We start from the raw sequence: 20,256 nt of genomic DNA on the forward strand, positions 1-20,256 counted from the left end.
GACCCAGCGGGCGGCCGCCAGAATCGGGCGCCATGAGCCGTCCTGTCCCATCGCGTCCTTCGATGCCGTCCACTGCCGTGCCGGTGGCGCCATCGCCGGCGGCCCCTCGCGACATCCCGCTCAGCGGCTGGCTGCTGGCCGTGGGCGGCGCGATCGGGTTCTCCGGCAAGGCCATCATCGTCAAGCTGGCGTATCGACATGGGGTCGATGCGGTCACCTTGCTCATGCTGCGCATGCTGCTGGCGCTGCCTCTGTTCCTGGCGCTGGCCTGGTGGGCGGGCCGCGGACGGCCGCCGCAGACCGGACGGGAACGCCTGGCGGTGCTGGGCCTGGGCTTCTCGGGCTATTACCTGGCCAGTTTCCTGGACTTCGCCGGCCTGGCCTATGTGAGCGCCAGTTTCGAGCGCCTGATCCTCTATCTCAATCCCACCCTGGTGCTGCTGCTGGGCTGGCTGCTGTTCAAGCGACGCGTCGCCCTGCGCCAGATCGCCGCGCTGGCGGTGAGCTACAGCGGCGTGCTGCTGGTGTTCGGCCATGAGCTGAGCCTGGCCGGGCGCGAGGTCTGGCTGGGGGCCGGCCTGGTGTTCGGCAGCGCGGTGGCGTATGCGCTCTATCTGGTCTACAGCGGGGAGTTCGTCCAACGTCTGGGCGCGTTGCGGCTGACCGGGCTGGCGACCTCGGTCGCGTGCTTGCTGTGCATCGGCCAGTTCCTGCTGATCCGCTCGGTCGGGTCGCTGGCCGAGCTGCCACCGGCCGTGTGGTGGCTGTCGGTGCTCAATGCGCTGGCCTGCACCTTCGCGCCGGTGTTGATGGTGATGATGGCGATCGAACGCGTCGGTGCGGGCATCGCCGCGCAGACGGGGATGATCGGGCCCATGTCCACGATACTGATGGGCGTGCTGATCCTGGACGAACCGCTCACCGCGTGGATCGTCGCCGGGACTGCGCTGGTGCTTGGCGGCGTGTGGCTGCTGGCGCGCCGACGCTGATCGACTCAACGGAGAAACAAGATGGATCTGGGACTGAACGGCCGCTGGGCCCTGGTGTGCGCCGCCTCCAAGGGCCTGGGCGCCGGATGCGCCGAAGCGCTGGTGGCCGAGGGCGTGAACGTCGTCATCACCGCCCGCGGTGAGGAGGCGCTGCAGGCGCAGGCCGCTGCGCTGCGGGCGCTCAACCCGGCGGTGCAGGTGATCGCAGTGGCCGGCGACATCACCACCGAGGCCGGTCGCGCCGCGGCGCTGGCGGCCTGCCCGCAGGTCGACATCCTGATCAACAACGCCGGCGGCCCGCCGCCCGGCGACTTCCGGACCTGGGGCCGCGAGGAGTGGCTCGCCGCCCTCGAGGCCAACATGCTCACGCCGATCGAGCTGATCAGGGCCACGGTCGATGGCATGGCGCAGCGCGGCTTCGGGCGCATCGTCAACATCACCTCCGGCGCGGTCAAGGCGCCGATCGATGTGCTGGGGCTGTCCAACGGCGCGCGCTCCGGGCTGACCGGCTTCATCGCCGGCATCGCCCGCCAGCCGCAGATCGCCGGTCGGAATGTGACGATCAACAACCTGTTGCCCGGCGCCTTCGACACCGATCGCTTGAAGAAAACCATGGCCGCCGGCGCCGAGAAATCCGGGCAGCCGGTGGACCAGGTCCGTGCCCGGCGCATGGCGGCCATCCCGGCCCAGCGCTTCGGAAGCGCGGCGGAGTTCGGCGCGCTGTGCGCCATGCTGTGCAGCGCCCATGCCGGTTATTTGACCGGGCAGAACATCCTGCTCGATGGTGGCGCCTACCCCGGGACGTTCTGAGCGGACCATCGATGGGAGGTCCCGGGGGTAGCAAGAATAGGCTGGTGAAGGCCGATAAAACACACATCAATTGATGTGTTTGCTACGTCTGAGTGCATCAAGAGGCGGGGAACTGAATCGGACCGACGGCGAAGAATGCGCTTGTCTCCACCACGCTTCATGCAAAGGACAGCCGCCATGCGACCGGCCCGCGCGCTCATCCGCCAACATCACCATGCCGCTCAGGACCCCGCGAATGACAAGGTCACCGATGCGGTGATCCTCTCCGAATCGACTGAGCGCCCCCGTGGGGCCCGCGCCGGTTCCAGCATGCAGGACCGCGATGACCAGCGCCAGCTGGTCACGCTGGGCGTCGAACCGCTCGCCGATGAGGCGATCGGCGGCGGCGGGCGGCTCGTGGAGGTGGATGCGTTCGACCCCACCGATTCCTTCGAACGCGGCGATCCGGTGGCCCGGGTCGAAGTCGTGGAGCGCTTTGAACGGATGGCGTGCATCGAGCGCATCGAGCGGCGCTTCGAACGAGTTTCCCGCACCGAGCCGATGGCCCAAGACGCTGGCGAGGGTGGTGGCGCCCGGTCAGCCTGCGCAGACCCGAAGGCATGCGCGAGGCACACCCACCGCCGCGCGGGTAGCCGCCATGGCCGACGCGCCGGGCGGCGGGACGATGGGCGGGCCGGCGTGATCGATGGGCCTTGCCGAATGGTGCACGCCGCGGAGAGGCACGCGTCCAACGGTGCGGACGCGCCGAAGGGCATGGTCCTCAACGGCGTCTGGCTGCCGTTGGCCTCTTGAGAGCCTCCTGAGAGCCTCCTGAGCGGAAAGCGACCGCCGATGAGCCATGCGCCTCACCGGCGCTGCGCCGACACCGCAATCCCCGCCGCGATCAACCCGAAGGCCGCGCCGTGGAACCACTGCGGCCATTCGCCCAGCAAGGCGGCCGACATCAATGCCGCGAACACCGGCGTGAGGTTGCCGAAGAAGGCAGCCAGCGTCGGTCCCGCCTGTGCCACGCCGATGCCCCAGCAGCGATAGGCGATCAGCGACGGTCCGACCGCCACATAGACCAGCGCCATCGCCAACGGCCATCCCCAATGCACGGTCGCGGGACCGGCCAGTTGCTCCAACCCGGCCGATCCCCAGGAAAAGACCAGCCCGAACAGCATCTGGGCCATCAGCAGCGACGCCCAGTCCCAGGGCGGCCGCCGGCTGCCCTGCATGTGCGCCGGCGGGCGGGCGAGCAGCCAGCTGTAGAACGCCCAGCTCAGCACCGCCAGCAGCATCAGCAGATCACCCTGGACGAACTGCACCTGCGCCAGCCGGTCCGGATGCCCGCGGGAGATCACCAGCCCCACGCCGGCCAGTGAGAGCAAGGCCCCCGCGAGTTGCCGACGGGTCGGCCAGATGCGGTAGAGCAGGGCGCCGATGGCCAGCATCCACACCGGCAGGCTGGCGGCGATCAGGGTGACATTCAGCGCGGTCGAGCTGTGCAGGGCCTGGTACTGCAGCGCGTTGTAGCAGCCCATGCCCAGCAGCCCGGTCAGCGCGAAGTAGCCCCAGCGTTCCCGCCACGGGGCCAGGTCTTGCAGCAAGGCCCGGGCGAGTGGCAGCAGCAGCACGAAGGCCAGGGTCCAGCGCATCGCATTGAGCAGCAGCGGCGGCATGAGCCCGCTGATCGAGCGGCCGACCACCGCGTTGCCGGCCCACAGCAACGGGGGCAGGACCAGCATCAGGGTCAGACGTGGGGTGAGCGACATCGTGTGTGCACAACGGCCGGGACGCTGGCACGATAGCGGAATTCCTGAGGAGATCCTGATGAGTGAACTTGCCGTGCGCATGGCGCAAGCCGGTGGACCGGAGGTGATGGTGCTGGCGTCGGTCGTCCTGGCTGACCCGGGTCCCGGCGAAGTGCGGATCCGCCATGTCGCCTGCGGACTCAACTACATCGACATCTATCACCGCAGCGGAGCCTATCCGTTGCCCACGCCCACCGGCCTGGGGATGGAGGGGTCAGGTGTTGTCGAGGCGGTCGGGCCGGAGGTGACGCATCTGGCCGTTGGCGACCGGGTGGCCTATGCCAGCCAGCCGGCCGGCGCCTATGCCACCGCTCGGGTGATGCCCGCGCGCTGCGTGGTGCGGCTGCCCGAGTTCCTGAGCTTCGAGCAGGGCGCCGCCATGATGCTCAAGGGACTGACGGTCCAGTACCTGCTGCGCAAGACGCTGCCGCAGGACGGGCTCCAGTCCGGCGACTTCATCCTCTTCCATGCGGCCGCCGGCGGCGTGGGACTGATCGCCTGCCAGTGGGCCAAGGCCCTGGGCCTGCAATTGATCGCCACGGCCGGCAGCGATGACAAGTGCGCCCTGGCCTTGCGTCACGGCGCGGCGTTCGCCATCAACTACCAGCGTGAGAACTTCGCCGATCGGGTGCGGGAGATCACCGGCGGTGCCGGCGTGAAGGTGGTCTACGACTCGGTCGGGGCCACCACCTGGGAGGGGTCGCTGGCCAGCCTGCGGCCGTTCGGACTGATGGTCAGTTTCGGCAGTGCCTCCGGTGCGGTGCCACCGATCGCCTTGAGCGCGTTGGCCGGCAAGGCGCTGTATCTGACCCGGCCATCGATTTTCGTGCACCTGAGCTCGCAGGCGGCCACCCAGGCGATGGCCGACGATCTGTTCGAGGTGGTCCGCAGCGGTGCGGTGTCGATCGAGGTCGAGAACCGCTATGCGCTCAAGGAGGTGCAGCAGGCCCATCGGGAGATGGAATCCCGCCGCACCACCGGTTCAGGCGTGCTGCTGGTTTGAGGAAGGGCGCGGCGGTAGGTCGCCGCTGCCGTCGAGGTTGGCGGCCACGGTGTCCGCTGCCAGCGCGGCGTCGCGTGCGGCGGGATCCTCGGGCGGGCGGGGCACCTGGGGCATCGGACGGTAGGTGGCGGCGGGCGGCAGATCGTCCAGGCCTGCGGGCACCGTCGGCGCGCAGCCGAATTCGTCGTACTCGTCCGGGTCGTCGCAGTGGTCGTCCACGGCAGGGGCGGGGGGAGGCACCGAGGTGGCGGGGGCCCCGGCTGTCCGGCCGATCCGTCCCGGCGACTGCTCGGCGGCGTCGACCGGCAGATCGACCGTCTCGGTGCGCAGCACCTCGTCCAGTACCATCGGCTGGCCCAGCCGCACCTCGAAGCTGAAGCATGAGCCCAGGCCCGGTTGGCTTTCGACCTGCACCTGGCCGCCCATCAGTTCCACCAGCCGCTTGACGATGGTCAGCCCCAGGCCGGTGCCGCCGTAGCGCCGGGTGATGCTGCCATCCGCCTGGGTGAACGGGCTGAAGATCTGCGCAATCTGGTCGCGCGTCATGCCGATGCCGGTATCGTGCACCGCGATGCGCAGCCGCAATGGGCCGGCTTGGGCGCTGGCGGGTGCGTCCTCGTCCTCGACGCGTTGCAGCTCGACCCGGACCTCGCCCTTTTCAGTGAACTTCAAGGCGTTGCCCACCAGATTCACCAGGATCTGGCGCAGCCGCAGCGCGTCGCCCAGCAGATGCTGCGGCACACCGGGCTGGATGCGGGCCGTCAGTTGCAGGCCTTTTTCATGCGCCTGCAGCAGCAGGGGATGCAGCGCCTCGCGCAGGCAGTCATGCAGGCTGAACGGGGCCTGATCGATGATGACCCGGCCGGCCTCGATCTTGGCGATGTCCAGCAGGTCGTTGATGATGACCATCAGCCCCTTGGCCGAACTGTGCGCGAGCTCGATGAACTTGCGTTGGCGGTCGTTGAGCTCGGTCTGAAGCACCAGCTCGGTCAGCCCCAGCACGCCGTTCATCGGGGTGCGGATCTCATGGCTCATGTTGGCCAGGAAGGAACTCTTGGCCTGGCTGGCGGCCTCGGCGGCCTCGCGGGCGGCTTCGAGCTGGGCCTGGGTGGCCTTGAAGTCGCTGACGTCACGTGCATTGAGCTGCAGCACGACTTCGCCGCTGACCGGGTCGCGCATCGGGCGGGCATCGATCGCATGCCAACGGCGGCCGTTGGCGGTGTTGAGCTCCAGCTCGGCACCGAAGGTCTGTCCGTCCCGCACCTGCGACACGATGCGACGCGCCAGGTCCGGTTCCGGGAAGAGGGCGCTGAAATCAGTCGCGCCGATGGTTTTTCGCAGGCCGTTGAAGCACATTGCTGCGGCCGGGTTGCGCATCAGCACGCTGCCATCACGCAGCGAGAACACGGCAATGCGCACCGAGGTGTGCTGCAGCGCCTCGACGCCGCGCAGCAGGCTGCGGTCCACGCCGCTGACCAGCGAATCCGCCGCAAAGAGCATGACCTGGCGCTTGTCCGGGGTGCGGATGCCGCGAGACACCAGCATCACGGTGGCGGGCTGGCCCTTGGGATAGAGGGTCCATTGTTCGCGCACCACCTTGCCCTGCGCATGGTCGGCGGCGGTGACCGCCAGCCGCTCGGACACGGCCAGGCTCATGTCGCTGAGATCGCGGGAGAGAAATTCCTCGGCGCTGTCGGCGCGCCAGAAGCTCAGGGCGGCCGCATTCGCCCACAGGTTGCGCTGACGCTCCTGGTCGTACACCCACATGGGGACGTCCAGCCAGTCATAGTGCGTCAGGCATGAAAAATCGAGCATGAGCCGAGGCGCGTGGGTGAAGGTGAGATGCAATCGCATCGCATTGTCGCCGCCGGGCGATGCGTGTCCATCCTCAACGATGCCTAATCCGTCACGGCCCGGGCGGCTTCCTCCTCAGCGGTTCCAGCAGGGCGCTCAGCGGTTGGTGAATCCGTGCTGATGTCTCCATTCGGCGGTGTTCGCCCTCATCCGCTGTCACTCGTGCGCAGATCGCCGACCGCGCTGCGGTAGGCGTGCCAGCTGGCATGGCCGATCCAGGGGCCGACGATCAACAGCCCGGCAAAGCCCGGCACCATCGCCAGTCCCACCAGCGCGGCAATGAGCAGTGCCCACAGCGCCATCACGCCGGTCTGGGTCCACACCAGTTGGGCACTGGTGAGCGCGGCGGTGATGGCGTCGACCTCCCGGTCGAGCATCATCGGCAGCGCAATCACGCTGAAGGCGAAGATCAGCGTCGCGAAGATCGCACCCACGGCGACATAGGCCGTGAGGAACGGCAGGTAGTCAGGTGCCAGCAGATCGCGCAGGCTGTGAATCTCCGGCGGGCTGTCGAAGCTGACGGCGAAGATCACCAGCGAAGCGCGTGCCCAGACCATCTCCAGCAGCAGCAACGCGCCACCGAACAGCGCCATCTGGCCGATGTGGTCGCTCCAGCAGGTGAGGGCGTCGCCAAGGTCGGGCGTCTCGCTGCGCTCCAGGTCGCGGCTGACCTTGTACAAGCCCAGCGCCAGGAAGGGCCCCAGCAGCAGGAATCCGGCCGACAGGGCCAGCACATACGCCGGCGCCGCACGCAGCGCGCCCACCAGGGCCCAGCCCATCACCGCGAACAGGGTGCCGAAGACCAGGCCGATGCCGGGCGCTCGCCGAAAGTCGCGCCAGCCCGCCGCCAGCCATCGCCACGGATCGGCCATGCGCAGCGGTCGCAGCGGCGGCAGCCACGGACGTGGCGCCTCGGGGTCCGACCCGGGCGGCGCTGCGGGCGATGCGGCAGGTGGTCCTGCAGGCGGTTCCGGGTTCGGTCTCACGACCGGCCGCTCCACCGGTGGCTCGACGGACGGTGTCTCCATCAGCGAAGACTACGCAATGCCTGCGTTCGGCACCAGCCTCGTTTCACCCGAGGAAATGGCAGGAACCGGGCCGGCGTAGGCCGCTACGCGGCCGGTGACGGGCGCTGCCCGACGGCTCAGGTTCAGCGCCGCCTGGATTTGCGCCGGCCATCTGGCTTCGGAGGCAGGGGCGGGCTGTGGGCGACTGCAGGGCGTCGGTCGGTGCGATGCGCCAATGCGGTAGGCCAATGCGATGCGCCGATCGAGTGCCCACATCGGCCCATGAGACGGTTCAGCCCCGCTTGACGCGTCGCAGTTCGTCCCACACCAGCAGCACCGCGCCGACGGTGATGGCGCTGTCGGCGATGTTGAACGACGGGTAGTACCAGTTGGCCCAGTGAAACTGCAGGAAGTCCACCACATAGCCATGCAGCAGGCGGTCCACCACATTGCCGACCGCGCCGCCCAGGATCAGGCTGAGTGCCCAGGCGAACATCCGTTGATGGCCGTGGCGGCGCAGCATCCAGACGATGAAGATCGTCGCCACCACGCCGAGCGCCACAAAGAACCACCGTTGCCAGCCCGACGCGCCGGCCAGGAAGCTGAAGGCCGCGCCGGTGTTGTGGACCCGCACCAGGTTGAAGAAGCTGAAGACGTAGCGGCTGTCGCCGTACTGGAAGTTGTTGAGGACCAGCACCTTGGTGAACTGATCGACCACGACGATCAGCAGCGCAATGGCCAGCCACTGGAGCAGCGGAGCCGAGGAGGATGCCGAGGACTTCGAAGAGGAGGAGGACTTGGTGGCCATGGACGAGGGCGGACAGCTGCGGAACCGGCGCGAGGTCCGGCAAGGGGGCGAAACCCGCAACTGTAGCGCCAGCGCAGCCGGACGCCGCGGCCGATGGCAGCCGCTACAGTGCGGCTCCCATGAAACTGCGTCTGCGACTGAAGATCCTGCTGCTGGCGATCCTGCCCCTGGTCGCCTCGCTGTTGCTGATCGCGATGGCGGTGCGCCAGCAAGAGCGCGCGCTGCTGGCGCGCGAACATGCGGCCGTTCAGCGCACCTACATGGAAGCCCGGCGCGACGAGCTGCGCCACTATGTGGAGCTCGCAGTGAGCACGCTGCAGCCGCTGTACCTGCATGACAAGGACGCGCCGCCGTCCACGGTGGAGTCCGACAAGCAGGAAGCGCTGCGGCTGCTGTCGGCCCTGGACTATGGCGAGGACGGCTACTTCTTTGTCTACGACCTGCAGGGCCGGGTGCTGATGCACTCCCGCCAGCCTGAACTGCAGGGGCGCAATCTGTGGGAGCTGCGTGATCCGCTGGGCCGCCCGACCATCCAGCAACTGATTGCGCAGGCCCGCGCCGGCGGCGGATATGTGGACTATCAATGGCGCAAGCCGTCCACCGGCGAGCTCGCGCCCAAGCTCGGTTATGTGGTGGCGATGGAGCGCTGGAACTGGATGGTCGGCACCGGCCTGTATCTGGACGGAATCTACGCCACGCTGGAACAGCTGGACCGCGAGGCGCAGGCCAACATCGCCCAGACCATGTGGTGGATCGCCGGGATCGCCGTCTTCGGTGTGGCGCTGATCAGCGCCTGTGCCCTGGCGCTCAACCTCAGCGACCACCGGGTGGCCGAGGCCAAGCTGCGGGCGCTGGCGCATCAGGTGGTGCGGTCGCAGGAGGAGGAGCGGGCGCATCTGTCGAGGGAACTGCATGACGGAGTCAGCCAGACCCTGGTGTCGACCAAGCTGCTGATCGAATCCGCCCAGCAGGCGCAAAACACCGTGCTGCTGCCGCGGGCGCTGGAGCGGCTCAACGACAGCCTGACCGAGGTCCGGCGCCTGTCCCACCGGCTGCGACCGGCGCTGCTGGACACCCTCGGGCTGCCGGCGGCGCTGGAGCATCTGGCGCGCGAGTTCGACGGCGGCGATGAGGCGGCCAGCGCCTCGGTCGGGATGCAGATCGTCGGCACGCCGTTCGAGTTGCCGGAGCTGCTCAACACCGTGCTGTTCCGGGTGGCGCAGGAGGCGCTGACGAATGTGGTCAAGCATGCGCAGGCCAGGCGCGTCGAGATGTCGCTGGAGTTCGGATCGACCCCCTTGCACGAGGGCGCCATTGCGCCCGGCGCGGTGATGCTGCGGGTGCTGGATGACGGGGCCGGTTTCGATCCGGACGCCGCCGAGCGGGACGATCCCAGCCAGGGCATCGGCCTGCGCAACATGCGGGAGCGTCTGGCCTCGGTGGGCGGCCTGCTGGAGCTGCAATCCAGTCCCGGCCACGGCACCCAGATCGAAGCCCTGGTCGACGGCGACGCCATCACCCGGCTGGCGCGCGACAATCCGGTTCCATGAACGAGACCGTCGCACCCCCTGTCGATCCTGTGCGCATCCTGCTGGTGGACGACCATCCGCTGGTGCGGGAGGGCTTGCGGTCCCGGCTGCAGGGCGAAGCCCGCTACCGGGTGGTCGGCGAGGCGGGCACCGCCGAAGAGGCCATGGTGATGATGATCTCCGCCCAGCCGCAAGTGGTGTTGCTGGACGTCGGGCTGAAGGGCCACAACGGCATTCAGCTCGCGCAGACGATGCTGGAGCGGGTGCCCGATCTGCGGGTGCTGATGTACAGCATGTATGACAACCCGGCGTATGTGCAGCGCGCCCTGCAGGCCGGCGCGCGCGGTTATGTGCTCAAGGACGCGCCGGCGGGTGAGATCGTGGCGGCGATCGATGCGGTGGCCGCGGGCGGCACCTTCCTCAGCCCGGGCGTGTCCAAGCGCATGTTCCGCAGCCAGCAGCCGCGCCCGATCCTGTCGCCGCGAGAGAGCGAGATCCTCTCCGCCCTGGGGCGCGGCGAATCCAGTAAGCAGATTGCCAAGGCGCTCGACCTGTCGGTACGCACCGTCGAGACCCATCGTCAGAACATCAAGCGCAAGCTGGAAGTGGACGGCCAGGCGGAGTTGATCCGCTATGCGGTCGAACATGCGCGGGGCCTGCATCGCGACGAGGTCTGAACGGATCGTATCGGCGCGCCATGCCCGCTGCGATGGCCGTGATGGCCGCGCTGGCCGCGCTGGCCGTACCGCGCCCGTGAGGGCGGCTTTCCGCCGAGGAAGCACCCGGACCAGCGCCCCGCAAGGGTGACGACATCCCAGTCGTGACCTGACCTGACGTCACCCGACGTCACACGACGACGCCCGACGACGCCCGACGCGGCCCGACGCGGCCCGACGCGGCCTGACGCGGCCTGACGCGGCCTGACGCGCCCGGACGGCACGGATCGGGTTTCCACCTAAGCGATGCCACGCGCCGCAGCTACTGCATCAGACGGATGCACATCGGCTGACGGGCACGCAAACTGCCTGCTGCAAAAAATCACGGACCGTGTGCGCAGCGCTTTCGAGGCGATCGTGAGATCGACCTCGGCGCCGGGCCCACGCCAAGAAGGAGACACCGATGACGAATATCAGTCGCCACCTCGCCTGGGCGGGCGTGGCCATCCTGGGGGCGTTCGCCCTGGCCACCGTGGCGCTGGCGCGCGGCGAGGCGGTCAGTGCGCTGTGGGTGGTGGTCGCCTCGATCTGCGTCTACCTGATCGGCTACCGCTACTACAGCCTCTTCCTGGCCACCAAGGTGCTGGGCCTGGACCCGACCCGGCAGACGCCGGCCTGGAAGTACAACGACGGTCTGGACTATGTGCCGACCCACAAGTACGTGCTGTACGGCCATCACTTCGCCGCCATCGCCGGCGCCGGTCCGCTGGTGGGCCCGGTGCTGGCCGCGCAGATGGGCTACCTGCCCGGCTTGCTGTGGATCCTGGCCGGCGTGATCTTCGCCGGCGCGGTGCAGGACTTCATCGTGCTGTTCATCTCCACCCGTCGCGACGGTCGCTCGCTGGGTGACCTGGTCAAGCAGGAGATGGGCCTGGTGCCCGGCGTGATCGCGCTGTTCGGCGCCTTCATGATCATGATCATCATCCTGGCGGTGCTGGCCCTGATCGTGGTGAAAGCCCTGGCCGGTTCGCCGTGGGGCACCTTCACCGTGGCGGCCACGATTCCAGTGGCGCTGTTCATGGGCGTGTACCTGCGCTTCATCCGGCCCGGTCGCATCGGGGAGGTCTCGGTCATCGGCTTCGTGCTGCTGATGCTGGCCATCGTCGGCGGCCAATGGGTGCATGAGAGCCCGGCCTGGGCACCGCTGTTCACCTATGACGGCAAAGCCCTGACCTGGATGCTGATCGGCTACGGCTTTGTCGCGGCCTGCATTCCGGTCTGGCTGCTGTTGGCGCCGCGGGACTATCTGTCGACCTTCCTGAAGATCGGCACCATCATCGCGCTGGCGGTGGGCATCGTGATCGTCGCCCCGCCACTGCAGATGCCGGCCTTCACCCAGTTTGCCGCCGGCAACGGTCCGGTGTGGTCGGGCAACCTGTTCCCCTTCCTGTTCATCACCATCGCCTGCGGCGCGGTGTCGGGCTTCCATGCGCTGATCAGCTCCGGCACCACGCCCAAGATGCTGGACAACGAGGTCAATGCGCGCTTCATCGGCTACGGCGGCATGCTGGCCGAATCCTTTGTGGCGGTGATGGCGCTGGTCGCGGCCTCCTGCATCGAGCCGGGCGTCTACTTCGCGATGAACAGCCCGGCGGCGCTGGTCGGCAGCACGCCCGAGGCGGTGGCCGCCACGCTCTCCACCTGGGGCTTCGTCATCACGCCGGAGATGCTGGTGCAGACCGCCAAGGACGTCGGCGAGAACACCATCCTGGCGCGCGCCGGTGGCGCGCCGACGCTGGCCGTGGGCATGGCCCACATCCTGCACCAGGTGGTCGGCGGCAAGGCGATGATGGCCTTCTGGTATCACTTCGCCATCCTGTTCGAGGCGCTGTTCATCCTGACGGCGGTGGATGCCGGCACCCGCGCCGGACGCTTCATGCTGCAGGATCTGCTGGGTACCTTCGTGCCGGCGCTCAAGCGCACCGAGTCGCTGCCGGCCAACCTGATCGCCACCGGCCTGTGCGTGGCCGCCTGGGGCTACTTCCTGTATCAGGGCGTGGTCGACCCGCTGGGTGGCATCAACACGCTGTGGCCGCTGTTCGGCATCGCCAACCAGATGCTCGCCGCCGTGGCGCTGATGCTGGGCACGGTGGTGCTGTTCAAGATGAAGAAGGACCGTTATGCCTGGACCACCATCGTGCCGGCCGCTTGGCTGCTGGTGTGCACGATGACCGCCGGCTGGCAGAAGATCTTCAGTGCGGACCCCAAGGTCGGCTTCCTGGCGCATGCCGCCAAGTACGCCGATTCGCTGGCAGCGGGCAAGGTGCTGGCGCCGGCCAAGAGCCTGGAGGCCATGGAGCGGGTGATCTTCAACGACCGGCTGGATGCGGCCTTGTGCGTGCTGTTCATGTTCGTGGTGCTGAGCGTGTTGTTCTACAGCGTGAAGGCGGTGCTGAAAGCCCGTGCCGAGCGGCACCCCACGGTGCATGAGACCCCGTTCGAGCCGATGCCCGCCAACGCCACGGCGACCGGTCATGCTTAAGGAAGCGGCGCAAGCGGCGCTGGCCACCGCAGCGGACGTGCTGCAGGCCGGCCGCTACATGGCGCGCGGCGTGCGGCAGCAATTGGTCGGAGCGGACTATGGCGCCTATCTGGCGCACATGGGCCGCACCCATCCGGATCAGCCACCCCTGAGCTACGAGGCGTTCTTCCGCGAGCGCCAGGAAGCCCGCTACAACAGCCGAACCGGCCGGTGTTGCTGACGCGGGTCCGAACGACGCTGAACACTTTGGCGGCGGGGGCCGACACAGCCTGCACCAAGATTTCCGGTGAAGGCTGTGTCATGAACTTTCCGCATCTCTCCCCTCAGCAACTCCTGGGCGCCGCGTCCTTCACCGCGGGGCCATCCGGCCAGACCGCCTTGAGCGCGCAAGCGGTTCAATGGCTTCAGCAACTGGAGCGCCCCGGCACCTGGTGCGACCATGCGCGCCAGGCGATGCTGATCCGCTGGCTGGCCAAGGCCCTTGTTCGCGCCGACGGTTTCCCCCAGGATCGCGGCCTGTGCATCCTCGACTGCGACCATGCGATGCAAAAGTTGCACAGCGGGCCCGCGCAGTTCTGGTATTCCATTGGCTGCACCAGAAGCGTTGAGCAGCCCGCCGGGACGTTCTATTGCTATCTTCGCCGACGCAGCAATCACGAACCCACGGATCATTCCCCACGACCGGCGCCGCGACGTTGCATGACCGGCGTGGGAGGAGATGGCTTCTTTCTCGCCTTGACGACGGTCTTGGCCGCGGACGGCCAACTTCAAGCGCTGCTCGACCGCCACGCCCTGCCGGCAGCTCGCAATGAGGACATGCTGCGTCAATTGCTGGTGGGTCAGCTCCGGAAGCATTTCCCGGAGGTGAGTGAGCAACTGGCTTGGGAGGTGCCGCTGCATCAGGTGGAGCAGGGAGCGCCGGTTCGAAGGATCGCCTCATTGGCGGCTGCTTCAACATCAGCCTCGGCCTCGGCCTCAACATCAGCCTCAGCCTCAGCCTCAGCGGCAGAGCGCTCAATCGAAGAGGATTCAACCGCGAAGGCCTCGAATGTCGACGCCACGTTCCATCCGATCACCGGCAGGGTCGGTGTGCACGAGCTGGTCGCGGCTCACCAAGCCGAGACCGCTGCGCGCAGGCTGTGGACCTTGTCGTCGAGTCGGAAGCGGCCCGGTTCTCCGTTGCCGACCACCGAGGCCTCGGCGTCTTTTTCCATGCCGACGGACCAGCCTCCCGGTCCCGCGGCGACGCCCCGCAGCATGTCCGGCGCCTGGCTCAATTGGCCAGCGTCTGGCCGCCAGGAGCAGCCTGACCGCTCTGACCTGGAGAGCGGTGAAGTGTTCATCACGGGCTTTGAGCCACCGCGGGCCGTTGCGGCCCCGCGTCCGATGAGGGTGGGAGATTTGTTGGACAGCGTCATTGACAGACAGATGCGCGCGCCGACGACCGACAGCGATGCCGCGCATGCCCCTCATGTCGCTTCACGATCGCCGTCCGATTCCACTGCGGCCTGACGGCGGCTGCGATCCAGGACGGCTCGCCGCCTGCGCGCACAGTGATCAGTGGAGCGAGACGACCCGATGGGATGGGTCGGTCGGCTGCGACTACCGGCCACGCCTCGGCCTGACGCCCGGCCTGACGACCGGCGGGACCTCGGCGGGACTGGGATGGGTGAGGGCATGGCGCGACCGCTCAGGCGCCGGACCATGAAAAAAGCGCGAGACCCTCAACGGCACTCGCGCTCATGTGACCGGGATGACCGGGGATGACCGCCATCAGGCCGTGGCCTGGATCGCGGTCCCGATCGGGATCAGGCCACGCGGCGGGTCTCGCCGTCGCCGAACAGGTTGCTGTCGCAGCGGCCGCACAGCGTCGGATGCGCCGGATTGGCGCCCAAATCGGCCCGATAGTGCCAGCAGCGCTCGCATTTCTCATGGGTCGACGGCGTGACGGTCACCGTCAGTTCTGCCGCCGCGACCACCGAGGCGGCCGACGTGATCAGCACGAACTTCAGGTCGTCGCCCAGGCTTTGCAGCAGGGCCAGGTCGTCCGCCGGCACGCCCAGGGTGACCTCGGCCTGCAGCGAAGAGCCGATCGCGCCGGTGGTGCGCACCGCTTCGATGGCCTTGTTCACCGCATCGCGGATCTCATGGATGCGGTTCCACTTGCCGATCAGCGCCAGGGCGGCTTCGGACGCGGGTTGCGGCGTTGCCGAAACGGCTGCCTCGACGCCTGGGTTGCGGGCGTGGCCATCGAAGGTCCAGAAGGTCTCGGTGAAGATCGAGTCGCCGGCCGACTTGCCGGCGAACACCTTCCACGCTTCCTCGGCGGTGAAGCTGAGGAAGGGCGCCATCCAGCGCAGCATCGCGTTCGTGATGTGCCACAGCGCGGTTTGCGCCGAGCGGCGCGCCGCGCTCTTGGGGGCGGTGGTGTAGAGGCGGTCCTTCAGCACGTCCAGATAGAACGCGCCCAGGTCCTCGGAACAGTAGACCTGCAGCTTGGCCACCACCGGGTGGAACTCGTAGCGCTGGAAGTGCGCCAGGATGTCGTCCTGGAACTGCGCAGCGCGTGCCAGGGCGTAGCGGTCGGCTTCCAGCAACTGGTCCAGCGGCACGGCATCGGTGGCGGGATTGAAATCCGACACGTTGGCCAGCAGGAAGCGCAGGGTGTTGCGGATGCGGCGGTAGCCGTCCACGACGCGGGCGAGGATCTTGTCGTCGCCGGCGATGTCGCCCGAGTAGTCGGAGGCGGCCACCCACAGCCGGATGATCTCGGCGCCCAGCTTCTTGCTGGTGTCCTGAGGGTCCACGCCATTGCCACGCGACTTGCTCATCTTGTGGCCTTTGCTGTCCACGGTGAAGCCGTGGGTCAGCAGTCCCTTGTAGGGCGCGCGGCCGTTGAGCGCGCAGGAGATCAGCAGCGAGGAGTGGAACCAGCCGCGATGCTGGTCATGACCTTCCAGATAGAGGTCGGCTTCCGGACCGCTGTCATGCGCCGCGCCGGCATGGCTGCCCTTGAGCACATGCTGGAAGGTGGAGCCGGAGTCGAACCACACGTCCAGGATGTCCTGGCCCTTGCTGTAGAGCGCGGCGTCCTCGCCCAGCCACTCCGCCGGATCCAGCTTGGACCAGGCCTCGATGCCGCCGGCCTCGACCAACTGGGCGGCGCGTTCGATGAAGGCCAGGGTGTCCGGATGCGGCTGGCCGCTGTCCTTGTGCAGGAAGATCGGCAGCGGCACGCCCCAGCTGCGCTGGCGCGAGATGCACCAGTCGGGACGGCCGGCGATCATGTCGTGCAGCCGGGTGCGGCCGTTCTCGGGATAGAAGCTGGTGGCGTCGATGGCCTCCAGCGCCATCTGGCGCAGGGTCTTCTCGGCCTTGTCGACGGTGAACACGCCGTCGCCTTCATCCATGCGCACGAACCACTGGGCGGCGGCACGGTAGATGACCGGGCTCTTGTGGCGCCAGCAATGCGGATAGCTGTGGGTGATCTTGCTTTGCGCCATCAGACGGCCGGCGTTGTGCAGCGCCTCGGCGATGACCGGATTGGCCTTCCAGATGTGCTGGCCACCGAACAGCGGCAGCTCGGCCTCATAGACCCCGTTGCCTTGCACCGGGTTCAGGATGTCCTTGAAGGCCAGGCCGTGCGCGATGCAGGAGTTGAAGTCATCCACGCCGTAGGCCGGTGCGGAGTGGACCACGCCGGTGCCGTCGTCGGCGGTGGCGTAGTCGGCCAAGTAGACCGGGCTTTCGCGATCGAAGCCGGGATGGACATGGGCCAGCGGATGCTTGAACTTGAGCAGTTCCAGCGACTTGCCCGGGGTGACCGCCATAGTCTTGCCCTCGATGCCCCAACGGGCCAGGCACTTCTCGACCAGCGCTTCGGCCACCACGAAGTAGCCACGCTCGGTGTCCACCAGCGCGTAAGGCAGCTCCGGATTAAGGTTGAGCGCCTGGTTGGCCGGGATGGTCCAGGGGGTGGTCGTCCAGATGACGGTGAAGGCGTCCTTGTCGAGCGCGTTCAGGCCGAAGGCGGCGGCCAGTTTGGCGGGCTCGGCGCTCAGGAAGGCCACATCGACCGCAGGGGACTGCTTGTCGGCGTATTCGATCTCGAATTCGGCCAGCGAGGAGCCGCAATCGAAGCACCAGTACACCGGCTTGAGCCCGCGGTAGACGAAGCCGCGCTCGAACAGACGCTTGAGGACACGGATCTCACCGGCCTCGTTCTTGAAGTCCATGGTGCGGTAGGGATGGTCCCAGTCACCCAGCACGCCCAGGCGCTTGAAGTCCGCACGCTGCTGGTCGATCTGCTCGGCGGCATAGGCGCGGCTCTTGGCCTGCACTTCGTCGCGCGGCAGGCCGCGGCCGTAGGTCTTCTCGATCTGGTTCTCGATCGGCAGGCCGTGGCAGTCCCAACCCGGGATGTAGGCGGCGTCGAAACCTTCGAGCTGGCGCGCCTTGGTGATGATGTCCTTCAGGATCTTGTTGACCGCATGACCCATGTGGATCTGGCCGTTCGCATAAGGCGGGCCGTCATGCAGGACGAACTTCGGCTTGCCGCAACGGGCGTCGCGCAGCTTCTTGTAGATGCCTTGGTCTTCCCAGTCCTTCACCCAGCCCGGCTCGCGCTTGGGCAGGTCGCCGCGCATCGGGAAGGGGGTGTCGGGCAGGTTCAGCGTGGCGCGGTAGTCGGTCTTGTCCTGCGGGGCCCCGGCGGGGGCGGGCTGGGCGGTGGTGTCCGGCTTGGAGGCGTCGTTCATGGCGGCGGCAATCGTTGATGCGGCGGAAGAAGGATCCGCGCGCGGAAGGAAAGGGGCGCAGGCGCGAGGGCGGCGAAGCAGAAGGGGTCGGCGCGCGTCGGCTGGGCGAAGGGCAGTGAAGCGGGGGAGTGCGGGGGCTCAGCGCTTCAAATTCGGTCGCGCGTGGTCTGGCGGCGGACGGCGGCGTGAGGGCTGGCCTGCTGCGCGAAATAGGCGCGGGCCTGCCGCACGTCCTCACGGATCGCGGCGGTCAGGGCGTCCAGGCCGTCGTAACGGGCTTCATCACGCAGTTTGTGCAGGAGTTCCACGCGGACGAGTTTACCGTAGGCCTCGCGCGGTCCCAGGCGCTCGGCCAAAGCCACCGGCCAATCCAGCGCATGGACTTCCAGCAGCACCCGGCCGGCATCCTCCACCGTCGGTCTCACGCCCAGCGAGGCCACGCCGTCCAGGACCAGCGGAGACGGGGCGTTCAGCGCCGTGGGGCCGGTCGCCGGCAACGGCGCCGGGCCGCTGTGGGCAAAACTTGGCTGGGCAACACCTGGCGCCGCGCCCGGGCCGGATGCCTCGCCGTCCAGCCCATGCACCCGCACCGCGAAGATGCCGTGTGCGGCCGGCTTGTCGTGATCGAACTTCAGATTCAGGGTGCGGAAGCCGTCGGCCGCGCCGGGGGCGGACTCGGCCAGTTGTCGCCCCAGCTTCTGGCCGTGGATCACATGGCCGGAAATGGCGTAGGGGCGACCCAGCAGTCGGGCGGCGCCGTCCATGTCGCCCGCAGCGAGGGCTTCGCGGACCGCCGAGCTGGACACCCGCAGGCCGTGCACCTCATAGCTCATCATCCGCGCCACGTCGAAGCCCAGGCGCTGGCCGGCCGCATCGAGCGTGGCGTAGTCGCCCTGGCGCTTGGCGCCGAAGCGGAAATCGTCGCCCACCAGTGCGTACCGGGTGCCGAGACCATCCACCAGCACCTGCTGGATGAAGTCCTGCGCGCTGAGCGACGCCAGGGCCTCGTCGAAGCGCAAGACCACCACCTGATCGATGCCGCAGCGTGCCAGCTCCTGCAGCTTGTCGCGCAGGGTGGCGATGCGGGCGGGCGCCAGCGCCGGCTTGCCCATCTTCATCGAGAAGAAATCGCGTGGATGAGGCTCGAAGGTCAGCACGCAGGTCGGCAGGCCGCGATGCCGCGCTTCCGACAGCAGCAAGGCCAGCATGGCCTGATGGCCGCGATGGACGCCGTCGAAGTTGCCGATCGTCAGCGCACATTGCGCTGCGATGCCCGGATGGTGGAAGCCGCGGAAAACCTGCATGGGGCGTCATTATCAGGCGGCCGGAGGAACCCGGCGGAAGCGAACAGGACTGACCCGCGTCACCGAACGCACATCAGGACCCGACATGCCCCGCCGCAGCCCGACCGCCGCCGCCCCTCACGCGAGGGCCGCCCTGGCGACCGCGCATGGGTCCGAGTCCGATGCGGCCGATGCGGCCGAGGCGTCGCGTCGCCCCCTCCACCCCGCCTTGTTGCCGAGTCACCCGCCCACCACACTCTGGCCGGCGGACGATCCCCGCGAGCTTCAGCGCCATCTTCGGCGCGCGGAGTGGCTGGCTCCGCAGATCAACGCGGTGCAACCCTGGGCCGAGGCTGACGAGGCGGGCCTGTGGGACGACGATCGTGAGGCGCAGGACCCGTCGCCGTATCTCAGCCTGCCGGAGCTGTGGTCGGATCTCCCCGGCATCAAGGTGGCCGGACCGTTGCTCAGCCATTCGATCAGCCTGAAGCGCGCGCAGCCCCCTGTGGGCTGGCGTAGGAAGCCACCCGAGCCTGGTGAGGTCCTCGAATCCAAGCCCCGGATCGTCCGGCAGGCCCCCTGCGTGAATGCCCGGGAAGTCTGGGACCGGCTGATCCTGAGCGCTTCCCCACCGGCTGACCCCAGTGCGCTCATTGATTGGCTGGCCATGCTGAGCACCTCCAACGTCGCGCTGGTGATCGACGTTCGCACCGAGGCGGAACGATGCGACGAGCACATGGGCCAGTACCTGCAGAACCGCAGGTGGAAAACCGACGGCGTCGCAGTCAAGACCAGCATCCGGTCGGGCGACTGGAAGCCGACGCCCCACTCGACCAGGCTGGCCGCGTTGAGCGACCGCGCGCTGGTGCAGGCTACGGCCCCGGTGTGCCGTCTGCACATCGAGCTGCGTGACGCGAAGTCGAATCGATCGCAGCATGCCTGCGATGTGGCGCTGCTGCCTCATGAATCAGGCAGGCCGCTGGCGACCGGCCTGCTCGAATGGGTCGCGATGCGGTCCGTGCCCTATTGGATGCCTCGGAGGACGGGCAGGGCCGACGGGCGTGTGTTGGTGCAAAGCCCGCGTGGCTTTCAGCGCGGCGCGCCGCTGCTGGTGGCCATGGCGCTCGCCAGGCGGATGAGCGAGAAGACCTGCGGCGCCGGGGAGGGGGAGTCATGGGTCATTGAGCTGGCGTCCGAACTGCGGGCGCGACGTGGACCCCAGTCG

The 20,256-nt window shown here is 68.1% G+C and carries 15 protein-coding genes; 9 read left to right on the forward strand and 6 right to left on the reverse strand.

The window, feature by feature from the left end; all coding sequences use genetic code 11:
* Window positions 1-32 precede the first annotated feature (32 nt).
* The 3 genes from N4261_RS11500 (at window position 33) to N4261_RS11510 (ending at window position 2,591) form a co-directional block, all read left to right on the forward strand.
* Complete coding sequence (locus N4261_RS11500) at window positions 33-989, forward strand: DMT family transporter (protein ID WP_435532034.1); 957 nt, start codon at window positions 33-35, stop codon at window positions 987-989.
* Between the two features lie 21 nt (window positions 990-1,010).
* Window positions 1,011-1,799 carry an SDR family oxidoreductase gene (locus N4261_RS11505; protein WP_261760272.1) on the forward strand — a complete coding sequence of 263 codons (789 nt, stop codon included), beginning with the start codon at window positions 1,011-1,013 and terminating at the stop codon, window positions 1,797-1,799.
* 177 nt (window positions 1,800-1,976) lie between these two features.
* Window positions 1,977-2,591, forward strand: a complete 615-nt coding sequence (locus N4261_RS11510) for a hypothetical protein (RefSeq protein ID WP_261760273.1) — start codon at window positions 1,977-1,979, stop codon at window positions 2,589-2,591.
* 53 nt (window positions 2,592-2,644) lie between these two features.
* On the opposite strand, the gene N4261_RS11515 is transcribed toward N4261_RS11510, so the two are convergent.
* A complete protein-coding gene (locus N4261_RS11515) occupies window positions 2,645-3,553 on the reverse strand; it encodes a DMT family transporter (RefSeq protein ID WP_261760274.1) in 909 nt (302 codons plus the stop codon).
* A gap of 58 nt (window positions 3,554-3,611) precedes the next feature.
* Between N4261_RS11515 and N4261_RS11520 the strand changes: the two genes are divergently transcribed.
* Window positions 3,612-4,595 carry a quinone oxidoreductase family protein gene (locus N4261_RS11520; RefSeq protein ID WP_261760275.1) on the forward strand — a complete coding sequence of 328 codons (984 nt, stop codon included), beginning with the start codon at window positions 3,612-3,614 and terminating at the stop codon, window positions 4,593-4,595.
* Here N4261_RS11520 and N4261_RS11525 read toward each other — a convergent pair.
* From N4261_RS11525 to lspA, 3 genes are all read right to left on the reverse strand, one after another.
* Window positions 4,575-6,449: a hybrid sensor histidine kinase/response regulator gene (locus tag N4261_RS11525; RefSeq protein ID WP_261760276.1), complete on the reverse strand. Its 1,875-nt coding sequence runs from the start codon at window positions 6,447-6,449 to the stop codon at window positions 4,575-4,577. The two genes, N4261_RS11520 and N4261_RS11525, sit on opposite strands and share 21 nt — an antisense overlap.
* Window positions 6,450-6,595: 146 nt before the next feature.
* The gene (locus N4261_RS11530) at window positions 6,596-7,477 is read right to left on the reverse strand and encodes a DUF2189 domain-containing protein (protein WP_261760277.1); all 882 of its coding nucleotides are present in this window, start codon (window positions 7,475-7,477) and stop codon (window positions 6,596-6,598) included.
* Window positions 7,478-7,748: 271 nt separating this feature from the next.
* On the reverse strand, window positions 7,749-8,264 hold the full coding sequence (lspA, locus tag N4261_RS11535) for a signal peptidase II (protein WP_261760278.1): 516 nt from the start codon (window positions 8,262-8,264) through the stop codon (window positions 7,749-7,751).
* Between the two features lie 119 nt (window positions 8,265-8,383).
* On the opposite strand from lspA, the gene N4261_RS11540 reads away from it, so the two are divergent.
* From N4261_RS11540 to N4261_RS11560, 5 genes are all read left to right on the forward strand, one after another.
* Window positions 8,384-9,814, forward strand: coding sequence for a cache domain-containing protein (locus N4261_RS11540; RefSeq protein WP_261760279.1), 1,431 nt, complete (start codon window positions 8,384-8,386; stop codon window positions 9,812-9,814).
* Entirely contained in the window at window positions 9,811-10,470 is a 660-nt protein-coding gene (locus N4261_RS11545; protein ID WP_261760280.1) for a response regulator transcription factor, read from the forward strand. Before N4261_RS11540 ends, N4261_RS11545 begins: the two co-directional genes overlap by 4 nt.
* Window positions 10,471-10,912: 442 nt before the next feature.
* Window positions 10,913-12,991 carry a carbon starvation CstA family protein gene (locus N4261_RS11550; protein WP_261760281.1) on the forward strand — a complete coding sequence of 693 codons (2,079 nt, stop codon included), beginning with the start codon at window positions 10,913-10,915 and terminating at the stop codon, window positions 12,989-12,991.
* Window positions 12,984-13,211 carry a YbdD/YjiX family protein gene (locus tag N4261_RS11555; RefSeq protein WP_261760282.1) on the forward strand — a complete coding sequence of 76 codons (228 nt, stop codon included), beginning with the start codon at window positions 12,984-12,986 and terminating at the stop codon, window positions 13,209-13,211. Before N4261_RS11550 ends, N4261_RS11555 begins: the two co-directional genes overlap by 8 nt.
* Before the next feature lie 80 nt (window positions 13,212-13,291).
* Window positions 13,292-14,503, forward strand: a complete 1,212-nt coding sequence (locus N4261_RS11560; RefSeq protein ID WP_261760283.1) for a hypothetical protein — start codon at window positions 13,292-13,294, stop codon at window positions 14,501-14,503.
* Between the two features lie 296 nt (window positions 14,504-14,799).
* Here the strand turns inward: N4261_RS11560 and ileS are convergent, their stop codons facing one another.
* Complete coding sequence (gene ileS / locus N4261_RS11565) at window positions 14,800-17,748, reverse strand: isoleucine--tRNA ligase (protein WP_261760284.1); 2,949 nt, start codon at window positions 17,746-17,748, stop codon at window positions 14,800-14,802.
* Window positions 17,749-17,894: 146 nt separating this feature from the next.
* Entirely contained in the window at window positions 17,895-19,052 is a 1,158-nt protein-coding gene (locus tag N4261_RS11570; protein WP_261760285.1) for a bifunctional riboflavin kinase/FAD synthetase, read from the reverse strand.
* Window positions 19,053-20,256: the final 1,204 nt, after the last annotated feature.

Origin of the sequence: Roseateles amylovorans, from assembly GCF_025398155.2 — a bacterium.
Taxonomy (GTDB): Bacteria; Pseudomonadota; Gammaproteobacteria; order Burkholderiales; family Burkholderiaceae_C; genus Roseateles; species Roseateles amylovorans.

Bases quoted from the DNA above. Each gene is read 5' to 3' on its own strand.
- N4261_RS11540 (WP_261760279.1), top strand. From the start codon at position 8,384: ATGAAACTGCGTCTGCGACTGAAGATCCTGCTGCTGGCGATCCTGCCC.
- N4261_RS11505 (WP_261760272.1), top strand. From the start codon at position 1,011: ATGGATCTGGGACTGAACGGCCGCTGGGCCCTGGTGTGCGCCGCCTCC.
- N4261_RS11555 (WP_261760282.1), top strand. From the start codon at position 12,984: ATGCTTAAGGAAGCGGCGCAAGCGGCGCTGGCCACCGCAGCGGACGTG.
- lspA (WP_261760278.1), bottom strand. From the start codon at position 8,264: ATGGCCACCAAGTCCTCCTCCTCTTCGAAGTCCTCGGCATCCTCCTCG.
- N4261_RS11560 (WP_261760283.1), top strand. From the start codon at position 13,292: ATGAACTTTCCGCATCTCTCCCCTCAGCAACTCCTGGGCGCCGCGTCC.
- N4261_RS11510 (WP_261760273.1), top strand. From the start codon at position 1,977: ATGCGACCGGCCCGCGCGCTCATCCGCCAACATCACCATGCCGCTCAG.
- N4261_RS11520 (WP_261760275.1), top strand. From the start codon at position 3,612: ATGAGTGAACTTGCCGTGCGCATGGCGCAAGCCGGTGGACCGGAGGTG.
- N4261_RS11550 (WP_261760281.1), top strand. From the start codon at position 10,913: ATGACGAATATCAGTCGCCACCTCGCCTGGGCGGGCGTGGCCATCCTG.
- N4261_RS11500 (WP_435532034.1), top strand. From the start codon at position 33: ATGAGCCGTCCTGTCCCATCGCGTCCTTCGATGCCGTCCACTGCCGTG.
- N4261_RS11545 (WP_261760280.1), top strand. From the start codon at position 9,811: ATGAACGAGACCGTCGCACCCCCTGTCGATCCTGTGCGCATCCTGCTG.
- N4261_RS11525 (WP_261760276.1), bottom strand. From the start codon at position 6,449: ATGCGATTGCATCTCACCTTCACCCACGCGCCTCGGCTCATGCTCGAT.
- N4261_RS11530 (WP_261760277.1), bottom strand. From the start codon at position 7,477: ATGGAGACACCGTCCGTCGAGCCACCGGTGGAGCGGCCGGTCGTGAGA.
- ileS (WP_261760284.1), bottom strand. From the start codon at position 17,748: ATGAACGACGCCTCCAAGCCGGACACCACCGCCCAGCCCGCCCCCGCC.
- N4261_RS11515 (WP_261760274.1), bottom strand. From the start codon at position 3,553: ATGTCGCTCACCCCACGTCTGACCCTGATGCTGGTCCTGCCCCCGTTG.
- N4261_RS11570 (WP_261760285.1), bottom strand. From the start codon at position 19,052: ATGCAGGTTTTCCGCGGCTTCCACCATCCGGGCATCGCAGCGCAATGT.